Below are 13605 nucleotides of genomic sequence, written 5' to 3'. Positions count from 1 at the left end.
GCGGAAAAGTTTTGGTTCGAGCCTGAAATGATAAGAGCCAATTTTTGCGGACCTGTTTTAGGATTCCAATACGATCCGGACCAATTTCCTAAAAAGGTTTTAGGAATCTCATCTAAGTTCAAACTTCTATGTTTCACAGGACTAGGGGCTTTATTTAGGAACACGGAAACCACATTGGAGTCAGCGGACTCGGAACCTAACTCTGCTTTGGATCGTATTGGAATCCTAAAACAGGTCCGCAAAAATTGGCTCTTATCATTTCAGGCTCGAACCAAAACTTTTCCGCAAGTCTGACTGTCGGCGGCAAAGAAGTAAAACAGTTCTCCGGAAAGTGGGCGCCGGGAAGTACCGGTTTGAAAACGACAGGTTTTCAATTCGATCTTTCACAAGACATCGACGGAAGTTCTTTAGTGAAACTTTCTTCCGTGAAAGATCTGCCTGCAAACGAAGAATATAGTTTTTCCAAAGACTGAACCGGGATCAATAGAATATAAACAAGGAGAGAATATGGCTTCGGAAGAAATCTTAGTATTTACAACGATCGGAGACAGAGATATGGCGGAAGAACATATCTCAGAAATGTTGGAACAAGGTATCATCACTTCGGGAACAATTTTTCCCGAAGTGGAATTGGTATATATGTGGGACGGAAAGATCACAGTCGATACGGAAAACAAAATTCTTCTGAAAGCCAAAGCCGATCAGTACAATGCGATTGAAGAATACATCATGAAGAAACATCCTTATATCGCCCCTGAAATCATCAAAATGGATGTGAGTTTCGGATCTCCCGCTTATAAAGCGTTTATCGCTGAAAAAATTAAAAAAAATTCTTAATCGTTTTTTCTGCCGCACACATCTTTCTTTAGAAAGCAAGTGTGCGGTGCTTCTCTGTCCGTTTTTATGAGATGATCACATAAAAATCTGCGCTCAGAATTAAAAAATTTACAATAAAATTCAAAGATGGTATATAGACTAGTGCGGAGATTTCCATTGAAACGAGTGTTTAAAAACCATACTATGAAACCAATTTTCTACACTATTTGCCTTTTCCTCATTCTGTTTGTGAATTGTAAACAGAAGCCCGAAACGGGAACTTCGGTTGCCGCTACAGTCGTCTATCAATCGATAGGTGAGGTTGAATACATTCTGCCGGATGGATCGAAACATAATTTCCTAGTTTCCGATTCCTTACCTGACGAAACCAGAATCAAAACCGGTTCCAACGGAAAACTCGATCTCATCTTAAAAACGGGAGCTCTCCTTCGTGTTTTAGCAAATTCTGAAATTCGATTGGATACTAAATTTTTCTCCAAACAGGACGCTTCCAGAAACAGATTCCAAGTTCTAAAAGGAAAACTTTTCATCCAACAACCGACTGCCTTGAGAAAAAAAGAATCTCTCGAAGTAATCACACAAACTCAAGTAGGAGGGGTAAGAGGAACAGAGTTCTTAACTCAAGTAGACGGAGAAACTTCTCAAATTTTGGTATCGGAAGGTGCTGTGCAAACGGAACACATCCCTCCTGTGCCTGGAGAACCGAACGCAGAACCGCCTACTTTCAACGAAAATTCCCCAGTAGTAACGGAAGGAAACAAATCCGAAGCCGATGCGGAAACCATCAATACTTCTCCTCTTACCGATGACGAAAAACTTTTGTTATCCGACTTGAGCACATCCTCGGCTCAAATCCTTCAATCCGCAAAAGAACAAATCCAATCGATCAAAGATCAGTTTGAAAAAGACAAAGAAAGAATCAAAATCGATGTGGAAAAATTTAAGGAAGACAACCGCCAAATTCTGAACGAACAGAAAGATAAAAATAGAGCGGAAATCGAGACTCAAAAAGAAGCAAACAAACAACTTTTAAATGATACCAAGGGAAGCACTTCCAAAACCACTAAAGATATCAGCAGCGGCAAGGATGAACAAAAAAGCGAAATCCAAAACTCAAGCAAATCTCAGATGGATGCGATCAAAGAAGGTTTGAAAAAACAATAAACAGGATGGGCAGTAGATGCTGCCTATGATTGCGACATCCATGGGAAAACCCTCCTATGGATGTTTTCTTTCAGCCCCCAGCCGATCACTCTACTCTCTTTCGTATTTAACAAAGCCCTTTCTTATCAAACTTTTTCTGAAACCGTTTTGTATTCACGATACCACGCATAACATCCATACAATGCAATAACTAGAAAGATCACGTATTCGATCGTGACAAGAGGAATGTTTTTCAAAAAATACAAAGCAATACAAACCACATCCACGAGCACCCATAGAAACCAAGATTCTAAAATTCTGCACGCCAATAAAAAATTGGCATAGATGCTTGCAACCGTAGTAAATGCATCCCAATATAGAAAGGCAGGCGGTTCCGTAAACATCACAGGGAACCAAACAGGCAAACGGAAAGTAATTTCACCTAATAAATATGTGAAAACAAGAATGGATGTGAATAGAAATAAATTCTTTTTTACTCCCAAAGAATGGATTCTTACATATTCTCCCGTCTTTCGATTCCATACGATCCACCCGTAGATGCTGGAACCGAAAAAATAAATCTGCAGTAACATATCCGAATACAACTGCACTTGGTAGAATAAGAAGAAAAAACAAATGGAATTGAAGATTCCGATCGGCCAAGTGATGATTTTTTCTACTGATGCGTAATATACGCAAAATAAGCCGGAGATCGTTCCTAAAATTTCCAAAAGACTGAGAGGATACTCCCAGACCGTAACAACAGTAAACTCAAGAGATAAAAAATGTAAAAGAGAATCCATCAAATTGAAGTTATGCCTTCCTTAAAACGATTTGAGTGATTTCGGAGGGAGCTCCGATTCTTAAAGGCGGCCCCCAATACCCTGTTCCTCTGCTTACATAGAGCCACATGTCTTTGTATCTATGCAGCCCTGCTACGAATTTCTGTGCCAAATAAATGACTATGTTTCCGGGAAAGTATTGTCCTCCATGAGTATGACCGGAGAGCTGCAGATCGTATCCGTAAGAGGCCGCTTCTAAGATGCTATCCGGTTGGTGTGCCAGTAAAATCTTAAAGTCGGAATTTTCTCCTCCTCGAATTGCCTTTCCCGGATTCGTAGTATGTTCCGGAAGAATCGAACCCGCCTTTAGATCTGTAACGCCTGCTAATGCAACTACGGACCCTTTATGACGTAAAAGTTCATTTTCATTCAAAAGAACCCGAATTCCCAAAGTTTGTATCTCTTTGATCCAGGCTTTGACACCGGAATAATATTCATGATTTCCCGTTACGAAAAAAGTTCCGTATTTGGATTTCAAAGCACCTAATGGAAGTAAATGATGCTTCAATATATTTACATTCCCATCCACAAGATCTCCTGTGATCGCAACGAAATCCGGCTCCAAATGATTGATTCTTTCCACTACATGAGAAAGGAATTTACCTTTAATGGTAGGTCCGATATGAACATCAGAAATCTGAACAATTTTAAATCCATCTAAATCGGGGTGGAGATTTTGCACGGGAACTTCGATGAAAATGGTTTTGAGGCGTTTATGTGCTTGGAAAAAACCGATGAAAGTGAGAGTCCCCGCCAAAATTAATGTAATGGATGTTAGGATAAAGTTGATTCCTACTCCTTCCTGTGACCAAAGAGAGAATTGGTTCGCCCACTCAGGACTGAAATACAAAACCAAAGGAGATATGATCGTAAATAAAAGAGAAAGTAGATCTTTCATTAGAACCAAAGTGAAAAGAATGGTAAAGAAACCCAAACCTGTGAATGATACATACGACAGAACGGACTGTAGCCCTTCCGTTTCAATCGTCTGGCTAAAGAAATAAGAAGCTGGAATCACTAAAATCAAACAAAAAATCAAGATCCAAAAAAGCCAGGCGGATAGACCGGAAATTTCCAAACCATACATCAATCGAAAGCCGGTGTAAACATAACCAATGGTTAAGATGGAAGTGAAAACGGATAAAAAAATAAGAAAACGTGACATTCGGTCACTCCTTAGATTTAGTTTCTAAAAACTCTAAAATTTTCTCTTGTACTTTCGGATCATTGAGCAAAGAGGAATGTTCATATTCGGACAAAAACGATTCGAATACGATTCCGGGAGGTGGATTTGCACTTTCCCAAGTCACTCTTCCGTCACCTGGCGCAAACATAGGGTGATGAATGTCCCACTTCCAGTTTTCTACTTTATTATTTACTGCCTTTTCATTTTCTACTACAGATTTTTTTCCTAAAACCACCCTGATCGTATTACGGTTGTTTGCAGAAACAACTAAAACAGGAGGGTATTTCCCTTGTTTCCATTTAGGATCCAACGAATTTCTGAATGCGTACGCTTTGTCCAATTGGACTTGAAAGCCGGATGTGGGGATATTGCAGCCGCTTTCCTTGGAAAAAGGCCCCAATTGCAAACGAGACCAATCTTTTGCGGAAAAGAAGTCGTTCTGAATCGGAGTGCCATCTTCTTCTTTGATGACATTCGCAGTGTCCCACTTACTTTCTTTGCGGGGAAAAAAAGAAAATACGGATTCGAAACTGGAAACAACACAGGAATTTGTCAGTTTGGAATTAAAACCTGTTTTTGTCCCTAAGACCAAGTCCTCCAAAAACCCGGAGCCTCCTCGAAAAGGAGTCCCTACCAAAACGATTTTGGAAAACAACTGCGGTTTGGAGTTAAACAACGAATAGGTGATTAATCCGCCATTGCTGTGCCCTACGACAACAGGCAGACGGTTCGGATACTTTTTCTTTAAATCGGCAAGAAAAGACTCCAGTTTCAAAACCGATTCTGTGTTGTCCCTTCTCCAATCGTAAGAAAACACAAAGAATTTGATTTTAGCAGAGGAGGCCAGGAATTGAATCCAAGGTTTGTAGACGGGAACTTCCACAAGATATGGAATGAGAGTGATTTTTTCCAAAGCACCTTCTGCGTATATACCGTCTTCCTTTTTCAAACTCAAATCAGGGGTAATTAAATTGAGTCCTTGCGCAGCATTTAACCACAGTTTGATAGGAGAGGAGGACTCGGAATTTCTCTTTTGATACAATTGGGAGCCTTTATAACCTGGCACAAAAACTACGATCGTTTCCGGTTGGGAGTGAATAGAATGAGGAAGATCGGAAGAAGAACATCCAAAGAAAAAAATCAGGAAAAAGGGAAGGCAAACAACACTAAAAAGCCGTTTTTGAAATCGATGCATAGATTCTTATTAGACTCTTTTTTTATAAATATCAATACCCGTTTTGTTCGTACTGAAAAAGTTTGATATTTGCCAAAACATTTCCGGAACCTATATCCTTACAAAAATTAGGTGAGACTGCTGAAGCTTTCCCTAATTTTCCATGGCCTTGGTAGGATGCTATATTCGGAGTGTAAATGCAATGTTCTCCGCTTTCACAAAGGGAATTGTCGTTTCCTACCCCGTCCCCTACGATCTCTACCGCATTCCTAAGATGGGTGACTTGGCAGACATTTCCCGCAGACGTTTTCGCTCCCAAAAAGATTGAGTGGCAGCCCGCATCCGTTGCGCTGGAACCTGCCACTTTATGAACCAAAGGATTTGCAGGATCCGGACATGGATTCGTATTCAATAATGTAGCGTCGGTCGCTTTCAAGGACCAGTCAAAAATACGACAGTTGACTCCGCAATTTCCTCTCATCAAATCCGTAAAACCGGTCAAAGAATCAGAATTAATCCAAGTACGATAACGATTCTCCATTAAAGCGAAAAATTGAACGTCATTAGTGGGAACAACGGAAGAATATAATCCGGCATTGTCGAAAGGATTCACACTATCATTTTGTGAAACCGATCCCACAAAACTAAAATCATATGAAGCATTTGTAGTTAAATTGAAGTCAGATGATCCTGCCTTATCACAACTTCCGTTGAGAATGCCAGGATTGACTCCTCCCGCTATCGTACAACCCGCTGCGGAACTGATTTTTAAATTCCCAGTATAATAAAGTGCGTTTACGTTGTTCTGATTGATTGGCACATTCGAATTTCTCAACATTGCAATATTCTGAAATGTAATTCCCATATCTCCTGTGATCTGAGAATTTACAGTCAGTCCGTCGGCTGATTGATTTACGGAAACATAATTCAGTACTGATATATTCGAAAGAGACGCGCCTGAATTGCGATAAAAATACAAACCTCCGTTGGAGCCGGAGTTTGCGACAGTAATCTCTCGAAAAATATGCCCCGAATTATCGTTTCCACTGGAGGGAGAAGAGACTGCGATGGTTTCATCGGTAGCAGCATACACAGTAACATTGGAGAATATATGATTTAAAATGGATACGGACGTTTGCGGATATACATAAATTCCTGGTCCGTCAGTTCCTCCCGTAACTACATTGTGGAAAGAATTCGCCCGCATGATGGGAGTGGAAGAATCGGAGATTCCCAAACCTGTTCCGTTGTTAGGTGATTTCCCCAAAGTAAGGTTCTGATACAATCCGAAAGAGCCGCTGACTTGTAATAATTGTCCGTTATTCACTACTGCTAATTCCCTTACATTCGCAAAACGGCTGTTTCCTCCTATATAAATCAAATGAGTAGTTCCGGAAGCAGAAGCATAACCTCCCTCCAAATACTGGAAATTTCCGTTCAGAGTCAGGAAAACACCCGTTCCGCTGTAAGATATCTGAGTTCCTGAGACAGCGATGATACCCATTTGATTCGAGTTGAATGTGATCGCTTGAACGCCACTTAGATTCGTTCCCACATAATACAGATCGTACGGACTTCCTATGGTTCCTCCCGATACCGGCAAAGAAAGAATTCTATTTTTCCACCAGATCTTCTTGTCCGACTGTCCGATCAACTTTCCATTCTTAAATACTGAAATTTGGAGAGGTTTGAACTGCAAAGGATTTGTAGTGCCGTCTACCAAATCCCCCAAACGTTTTCCCGGAAGAAGAGAAACGGAAGTAAAACGAATCCCTCCGTCGATCTCGGAACAATTATAATGGAATGCGGATTCATTATCGCTGGCAGTATATCCGTCATCACAAGAGGCCCCGAAAAAACCTCCTTTTACTTGAACACTTCTCATGGCACCCGCATGTATACAAGCTGCGAAACCGCCCGTTTCCGAACCGTCGCAAGGAGTGTTAGAAGCGAGAAGCGGAGTGGTTCCGTCGTTTTTAATATAATCCAGCCAATTGTCCCTGCCCGCATATAAATTCTCAGCTGCAGATACTCCCGGAAACGAACTCAAACCGCAATGAGGCGAGGAATCTACGATCCCATATTTTATGATCATCGTATATAGAAAGTTTTCCGATTTCAGGTCGCATGGATTTTCGAAATCGGGTGTTTTACATTGAAAGACAACGAATACAAAAAGATAGATGAGGATCGGAAAAAATAAATTTCTCATAGGATTTCCATCTGACTGAACAATCTGGACAAAAAAACATTTTTCACCGTTGATGCCAACTCGAAAAACAGAAAGAAATTTCTGCTTAGAGACTTCCCTAAATTATTAGATTCTAAATAACTCTTCTTTAAATCCTTTTTCACCCAGCCATCTACTCTGCAAAAGATTGTATCCTACGATTTCGAAATCTCTAGAGAGCCATTTTCTATATTTTTGAGCAGTTCTGGAATAAGCATAAGGATCTATGAAATTCATTTCGGATTTCATGACCGAATAATCTTCCTTAGTTGGGACAGTAAAGTATAAATAATTGCAGTATTTCGCCAAACGCTCCAATACACCCGGTATTTCCCCGTCGGGAAGATATTGGATGACCGAATTACAAATTCCTAAATCCACCGGTTCTTTTTCCAATTTAGGAAGGATAAAACTCTCCAAGGCACTGTGATAGATATGGAATTTATCGGATCGTTTCACCCAGTCCTTTTTATTCAAATCCTCGTAAGCATCGGGAGAAGCGTCTACCGCATACACCTGAACAGGCGAAAAAGCTTTCACCATCTCCTTAAGTAAAATCCCTTTTCCGAATCCGAAGTCTGCAAGCCGATAGACGGGAATATCCATGAGCTGAAACAGATAATAAAGATAATTCGCATGTTCCTTCGCATTATAAGAACCGTCCACATCCAAACCGTTCCCGTAAATCTCCGTCCAATAGGAGTTGTCGAAATTTTTACCGTTTTTACCGATTCCGTGGTTTTTTGCGTTTAAAAACCGTTTCATGTATCAATAACCAACTTGTGATAAATCACGAATCATTTCCTTAACGTATTTAGGTTCCCTTTTTAGTCGTTCTACTTCCTCTTCGAAAGAGTCAGTGATCTTTTTATTGTTCTTCGCAATGAGTTCCAAATAGGGTTTTATATTTTCGGGACGAGCCAGTCTTTTGTCAGGATAATCTTCCAATAAAGGATGAGAAAAAAGTCTTTCTTTAATGGAATCTTCCAACTTACGTATCTTAGTTTTTATAATGGAAACGAATCGTTTTATGGAGGAATCATTGAATGAAACATCGGTTTGGTTGTCAGGCACCAATTCGTCCACTTTGAACTTGATTTCCAATATCTCTGCGATGTTCATATTGTCTCTCGCCCCGGAAAGTTCAGTCATCAATTTCGCTTTTTTAGCACGCAATTCAGGATTTTGTTCCCGGTCGGGATGGATCTGTTTGGCCAAGGACTTGAACAAAGAGTTGATGTCCAAACTCAGCAAACGTTCCGTTTCATTCTGCTTTTTCTCTTTTTCCAATCGGGACTTCGATTTTTTCTCCGATTTCGAATCGGAAGTTTTTCTTTTCTGATGATACTGAGAGCGGTATTCTTCGTATTTTTCCCTGAACTCTTTGTATTTTTCCTCGTGCTCAGTGCGGTCCTCTTCCGTATCGAAATCCGTTCGGTTCAATTCGTCCAAATCGACATCCACACCGAATTGATTTTTGATTCTGGATTCTAAATCCAATTTGCGGGACAATCGTTTCATCCTTTCCGATTTTGTTTCCAGAATATCCATATAACTTTGATAAAACTTTCGATCTTCGTTTACGTTATCGTAACAGATTTCCAAAAGATAGTTTCGCAAAACTTCTCTTTGTTGTTTGCCCAAAGAAACTTTTTCTTCAGTCAAAATTTCACACATAAGAACGAATCTGGTTCGATCCAGCCGTTTTTGTTTTTCGATTTCGGGGAGTACTTCCTTTAAATATACGGAGTTCACCATTTGAAACAGTAAGTCCACTTCCTTGGCTTTCTCCAAGGTGTCCTTGTGTTTCTTTAAGATATCATTGAACTCTTTTTGAGACTTCGATTGAGAGGAAGAGATTCCTTTCCAGACCACTTCTACGGATTCGGAAGGTTTCGTTTGAGAGGATTTTCTTTTTGCGGAGGGCATTGTTCCATAAAAAAGCACCGATAAAGAGCGATTAACGCCCGTATTACCGGTGCTTGATTTTGAAAACCTGTGACTATGCTCTCATCAAATTCAAAGCGGCACCCGCTTTGAACCATTCAATCTGCTGAGAATTATAAGTATGGTTCACTGAGATTTCATCCTTAGATCCATCCTTATGATTCAAAACAAGAGTGAGCGACTTTCCTTCCGAAAAAGAAGTAAGCCCGTTGATGTCGATGATATCGTCTTCTTGGATCTTATCGTAGTCGTCTTTGTTTGCAAAAGTAAGAGCCAACATTCCTTGTTTTTTCAAGTTGGTTTCGTGGATACGAGCAAAAGACTTCACTAGAACCGCACGAACTCCCAGATGTCTAGGTTCCATTGCAGCGTGTTCTCTGGAAGAACCTTCTCCGTAGTTTTCATCTCCCACAACGATGGATCCGATTCCTTGCGCTTTGTAAGCTCTTTGCGTAGCAGGAACCGGTTCGTAATTTCCAGTGAGTTGATTTTTAACTTCGTTGGTTTTTCCGTTGAACAAGTTTGTGGCGCCGATGAGAAGGTTGTTGGAGATATTGTCCAAGTGACCTCTGAACTTCAACCAAGGACCCGCCATGGAGATATGATCCGTAGTACATTTTCCTTTCGCTTTGATCAGAAGTTTCAAACCTTTTAGATCGGTTCCTTCCCAAGCTTTGAAAGGAGCTAACAACTGTAAACGAGTGGAAGCAGGATCTACAATCACTTGCACTCCAGAACCGTCCGCCGCAGGAGCGACAAAACCGGCATCCTCTACTGCAAAACCTTTAGGAGGCAATTCCTCACCTGTAGGAGGATCTAACTTTACTTTCTCGCCTTTTTCGTTGGTGAGAGTGTCCGTCAAAGGATTGAATCCTAAATCCCCCGCAATGGCAAGAGCCGTAGTCAATTCGGGAGAAGCTACGAATGCGAATGTATTCGGGTTTCCGTCTTGGCGAGCTTGGAAGTTACGGTTGAAAGAGTGAACGATTGTGTTCTTCTCTTTTTTCTCTGCACCGACTCTGGACCACATCCCTATACAAGGACCGCAAGCATTCGAGAAAACCTTCGCTCCGATTTTATTGAATGTATCTATAAAACCGTCTCTTTCGATCGTATAACGAACCAATTCGGAACCAGGAGTGATTGTAAACTCTGCTTTTGTCTTCAAACCTTTAGCAGCAACTTGTTTCGCAAGGGAAGCCGCACGAGAGATGTCTTCATAAGAAGAGTTTGTGCAGGATCCGATAAGACCTACTTCCACTTTCAAAGGCCATCCGTTTTTAGCGGCCTCTTCCTTCATTTTGGAGATAGGAGTCGCCAAGTCAGGAGTGAAAGGTCCGTTTACGTAAGGTTCCAAAGTATTCAAATCGATTTCGATCACTTGGTCGAAATATTTGTTAGGATCCGCATAAACTTCTTTATCTGCAGTTAGGTGCTCTCTGTATTGATTCGCTAGATCCGCAACGTCCGCTCTGTTTGTAGAACGAAGGTAACGTTCCATAGAGGCATCGTATGCGAATGTGGAAGTAGTCGCACCGATTTCCGCACCCATGTTACAGATTGTACCTTTTCCTGTGCAGGAAAGAGCTTCCGCGCCAGGGCCGAAGTATTCCACGATAGCACCTGTTCCGCCTTTTACGGTAAGGATGCCTGCTACTTTTAATATGATGTCTTTTGCGGAAGTCCAACCGTTCAAATTACCGGTGAGCTTCACTCCGATCGCCTTAGGCCATTTCAATTCCCAAGCAAGTCCCGCCATCACATCACAAGCGTCAGCTCCACCGACTCCGATGGCAACCATACCCAAACCGCCTGCATTCACAGTATGAGAATCGGTTCCGATCATCATACCGCCCGGGAACGCATAGTTTTCCAAAACGACTTGGTGGATGATCCCCGCACCCGGCTTCCAGAAACCGATTCCGTACTTATTGGATACGGAAGATAAAAAATCATAAACTTCTTTGTTTTCTTTTACTGCGAAGTTAAGGTCTACGCCCGATTCTTCTTTAGCAGTAATTAAATGGTCGCAGTGAACCGTCGAGGGAACAGCTACTTTTTTACGACCGGCCTGCATAAATTGCAGAAGTGCCATCTGAGCCGTTGCATCCTGCATCGCCACTCTGTCGGGAGCGAAGTCTACATAATCTTTCCCGCGCTCAAACGCTTGTTTTGCGTTACCATCCCAAAGGTGGGAGTAAAGAATTTTCTCAGTCAGTGTAAGGGGTCGGCCTACAACCTTTCTGGCGGCAGCAATTGCTGCTTCCATTTTGCTGTAACGAGCCTGAATCATTTCTATATCGAATGCCATCTTGTCCTCTGATACCTTTCTCTTCCGATAAAACGCAGAATCAATCCAAAATTAAGAATTCGACTGTAAATTGGGCTATTTTGAGGAATCAACCATCGATTAAGACATAAACCTCTTCCGCTTTCAAGATGAGGCCGGTTTTTATGTCGATGAGTCGGGTATTGATGAAAACTCCGCCTTGGTATGCACTGAGAATCCCCGTCACCAGGATATCCACATTCAGAACCTCGCCTATTTTTCGCAAGGTGGCCATATCCAAATCGGAATCGAGACTGAGTCCCTTTTCCTTTAAGGTCTTTTCCATCGCCATTCTGTCCAAAACCAGGAATCTATCTTTTTTGACCAATTCCGTAGTGAGTTTTTCGGAGAGAATCGTCCCGTAAGGGCTTTTGGTACCGTCCGTATTGGTGAAGGTAAGAACGATCATTCTTTGTTTATTGACAAGGAACCCCTTTTCCGAGAGGGAAATAGCCAATTGTTCCAAAGGAGGAAGAGGCGGCTTTTTAGGTCGAACCTCCTTTTCATCGCTGAAGAAACAGGAAGACAACAAAAGAGGGAAAAAGAAAAGAAGAAGGATTTTTTTAAAAGGCAAGTTCTAACCCCAGTGAGGTGGCATATTCGTAGAAGGACTTCCCTTGTTGCATACCCAAAGGAACAACTCCCGGCATTCCCAATACGCTGCCGTCCTTATAGAATTGATTTTGAAAGTTAAGAAAAAAACTGGATCTGCTCGCAGAAGGATTTTTACCGCGAATCGAAGCGGTGAAAGTGGTAGGCGATTTGCCGCTTGCATCTTTCACCTGATTGGTAGGATCATTTAGTACGTTGTAAAAATTATTACCTAAGTAGAGAGAGTATCTTTGAGACGGATCCAAAAACACTACCACTCCCAAGGAAGCTAAGTCTTGTGTCGGATTGAACACTTGACTCGTTTGACCGGCAGCAGTGTTTCGATTGGTCATGTAATTGTATCGAACATTCATCTGAACGGTTTTGCTTCCCATAAACAAAGACACTTTACCTCCGTCAGGTGAAGAAAGGTTCAGCGAATTTTCAGTTCTTTGGTTGTAAAGGGAAGTTTGAACCTTAAAGTAATCGGAAGGAGTGAAACTTGCCTGCCATTCGTACATTTGTCTGATATCGTCTCTATCCCTTCTGGAAATATCTGTGGAACGATTCGGGTTCAGAGGATTATAATTCATGTTTGATGTTGGCGTATAACTATAACTAGCATCTCCAGTTAAAACTTTCGCAGAGAAAAAATTTCCCGTTTTTACGGAGAAGCCCGCCATCGCTACACTTCTTTGTTCTCTGGAACGATCGTCGAAGTGGTCGTAACCGCCGCTTTGCACCACAGCACCTATATTAGATGTTATAGGATACTGAAGTTCGTAAGAATCGAATCTTCTGTTTCCGAAACGATCCATATAAGAACCTTCCCTTCTGAAGTAAGAAGAAGGATACAAACCGGATAGGGAATAATTGCTGACCCCTTTCATGACCAAACCGTCTTTTTGGAAAAAAACCTTTCTCTCCCCCGGACGATTGGAGTATAGATCCCAGTCCGTTCTGTTGCGGATGTTCGCAGAAAGTGCTTCAGATTCGGCAGGAAGAATTCCATCCGCCCAATTTCCTTTTTCTCGAAGCATCAATTCGGCGATAGGAGCTCTCAGACTGAATTCATTCGGAGAAGACGTAGTATCTTTTTCTCTGGAATGGAAAGAAATTTCCTGCGAAGAAGGAAGGGAACCGTTCCCTTTTGCGAACAGGGAAGCAGGTTGGTTTTTAGAACCGAGAGGAAAAGGTACATCCATACTGTCATAGGATTTTACAGGCGCTAGGGACACGACTGCCAACAACCCAACTCCGGAGAGAAGAGAGACAAGTAATGAAGATTGTGGGGAAAACATGGTCAAATGTTTGATTGTGTCCTTC

Annotated in this window: 13 protein-coding genes; 3 read left to right on the top strand and 10 right to left on the bottom strand. The window is 41.6% G+C overall.

Going from position 1 to position 13605, the window contains the following annotated elements; genetic code table 11:
- Positions 1 to 242, bottom strand: a 242-nt coding sequence (locus tag EHS15_RS08295) for a hypothetical protein (protein ID WP_135760078.1), incomplete at its 3' end; no start/stop codon positions are given.
- 3 nt (positions 243 to 245) lie between these two features.
- Here EHS15_RS08295 and EHS15_RS08290 point away from each other — a divergent pair.
- The 3 genes from EHS15_RS08290 (at position 246) to EHS15_RS08280 (ending at position 2001) form a co-directional block, all read left to right on the top strand.
- The gene (locus EHS15_RS08290) at positions 246 to 473 is read left to right on the top strand and encodes a hypothetical protein (RefSeq protein ID WP_135760077.1); all 228 of its coding nucleotides are present in this window, start codon (positions 246 to 248) and stop codon (positions 471 to 473) included.
- 34 nt (positions 474 to 507) lie between these two features.
- Positions 508 to 837: a divalent-cation tolerance protein CutA gene (gene cutA, locus EHS15_RS08285; protein WP_135760076.1), complete on the top strand. Its 330-nt coding sequence runs from the start codon at positions 508 to 510 to the stop codon at positions 835 to 837.
- A 183-nt stretch (positions 838 to 1020) separates the two neighbouring features.
- Positions 1021 to 2001 (top strand): FecR family protein, encoded by a 981-nt coding sequence (locus EHS15_RS08280; protein WP_167884185.1) that lies wholly within the window; start codon positions 1021 to 1023, stop codon positions 1999 to 2001.
- Positions 2002 to 2126: 125 nt separating this feature from the next.
- On the opposite strand, the gene pnuC is transcribed toward EHS15_RS08280, so the two are convergent.
- The 9 genes from pnuC to EHS15_RS19235 all read right to left on the bottom strand — a co-directional run bounded on the left by pnuC (position 2127) and on the right by EHS15_RS19235 (position 13580).
- Positions 2127 to 2783, bottom strand: a complete 657-nt coding sequence (gene pnuC / locus EHS15_RS08275; protein WP_135760103.1) for a nicotinamide riboside transporter PnuC — start codon at positions 2781 to 2783, stop codon at positions 2127 to 2129.
- A gap of 10 nt (positions 2784 to 2793) precedes the next feature.
- Positions 2794 to 3987: a metallophosphoesterase gene (locus EHS15_RS08270; RefSeq protein ID WP_135760074.1), complete on the bottom strand. Its 1194-nt coding sequence runs from the start codon at positions 3985 to 3987 to the stop codon at positions 2794 to 2796.
- Positions 3988 to 3991: 4 nt separating this feature from the next.
- Positions 3992 to 5203: a lipase/acyltransferase domain-containing protein gene (locus tag EHS15_RS08265; protein ID WP_135760073.1), complete on the bottom strand. Its 1212-nt coding sequence runs from the start codon at positions 5201 to 5203 to the stop codon at positions 3992 to 3994.
- Between the two features lie 31 nt (positions 5204 to 5234).
- Positions 5235 to 7394, bottom strand: coding sequence for a hypothetical protein (locus EHS15_RS08260; protein WP_135760072.1), 2160 nt, complete (start codon positions 7392 to 7394; stop codon positions 5235 to 5237).
- Positions 7395 to 7499: 105 nt separating this feature from the next.
- The gene (locus EHS15_RS08255) at positions 7500 to 8177 is read right to left on the bottom strand and encodes a class I SAM-dependent methyltransferase (RefSeq protein ID WP_135760071.1); all 678 of its coding nucleotides are present in this window, start codon (positions 8175 to 8177) and stop codon (positions 7500 to 7502) included.
- 3 nt (positions 8178 to 8180) lie between these two features.
- Positions 8181 to 9341, bottom strand: a complete 1161-nt coding sequence (locus EHS15_RS08250; RefSeq protein ID WP_135760070.1) for a hypothetical protein — start codon at positions 9339 to 9341, stop codon at positions 8181 to 8183.
- Positions 9342 to 9414: 73 nt separating this feature from the next.
- Positions 9415 to 11670, bottom strand: a complete 2256-nt coding sequence (locus EHS15_RS08245) for an aconitate hydratase (protein WP_135760069.1) — start codon at positions 11668 to 11670, stop codon at positions 9415 to 9417.
- Positions 11671 to 11758: 88 nt separating this feature from the next.
- On the bottom strand, positions 11759 to 12262 hold the full coding sequence (locus EHS15_RS08240; RefSeq protein WP_246051975.1) for a FlgO family outer membrane protein: 504 nt from the start codon (positions 12260 to 12262) through the stop codon (positions 11759 to 11761).
- Complete coding sequence (locus EHS15_RS19235; RefSeq protein WP_210416323.1) at positions 12252 to 13580, bottom strand: hypothetical protein; 1329 nt, start codon at positions 13578 to 13580, stop codon at positions 12252 to 12254. The genes EHS15_RS08240 and EHS15_RS19235 overlap by 11 nt, the downstream gene beginning before the upstream one ends.
- Positions 13581 to 13605 lie beyond the last annotated feature (25 nt).

The sequence above is a fragment of the Leptospira idonii genome, from assembly GCF_004770995.1.
GTDB classification, from domain to species: domain Bacteria; phylum Spirochaetota; class Leptospiria; order Leptospirales; family Leptospiraceae; genus Leptospira_A; species Leptospira_A idonii.
Note: the sequence above shows the minus strand (reverse complement) of the source record. Positions and strands in the feature narration are given on the sequence as shown.

What these genes read in the sequence shown, in the direction of transcription:
- EHS15_RS08250 (WP_135760070.1), bottom strand. Translation starts at nt 9,341, where the DNA reads ATGCCCTCCGCAAAAAGAAAATCCTCTCAAACGAAACCTTCCGAATCC.
- EHS15_RS08280 (WP_167884185.1), top strand. Translation starts at nt 1,021, where the DNA reads ATGAAACCAATTTTCTACACTATTTGCCTTTTCCTCATTCTGTTTGTG.
- EHS15_RS08245 (WP_135760069.1), bottom strand. Translation starts at nt 11,670, where the DNA reads ATGGCATTCGATATAGAAATGATTCAGGCTCGTTACAGCAAAATGGAA.
- EHS15_RS08270 (WP_135760074.1), bottom strand. Translation starts at nt 3,987, where the DNA reads ATGTCACGTTTTCTTATTTTTTTATCCGTTTTCACTTCCATCTTAACC.
- EHS15_RS19235 (WP_210416323.1), bottom strand. Translation starts at nt 13,580, where the DNA reads ATGTTTTCCCCACAATCTTCATTACTTGTCTCTCTTCTCTCCGGAGTT.
- pnuC (WP_135760103.1), bottom strand. Translation starts at nt 2,783, where the DNA reads ATGGATTCTCTTTTACATTTTTTATCTCTTGAGTTTACTGTTGTTACG.
- EHS15_RS08265 (WP_135760073.1), bottom strand. Translation starts at nt 5,203, where the DNA reads ATGCATCGATTTCAAAAACGGCTTTTTAGTGTTGTTTGCCTTCCCTTT.
- cutA (WP_135760076.1), top strand. Translation starts at nt 508, where the DNA reads ATGGCTTCGGAAGAAATCTTAGTATTTACAACGATCGGAGACAGAGAT.
- EHS15_RS08255 (WP_135760071.1), bottom strand. Translation starts at nt 8,177, where the DNA reads ATGAAACGGTTTTTAAACGCAAAAAACCACGGAATCGGTAAAAACGGT.
- EHS15_RS08260 (WP_135760072.1), bottom strand. Translation starts at nt 7,394, where the DNA reads ATGAGAAATTTATTTTTTCCGATCCTCATCTATCTTTTTGTATTCGTT.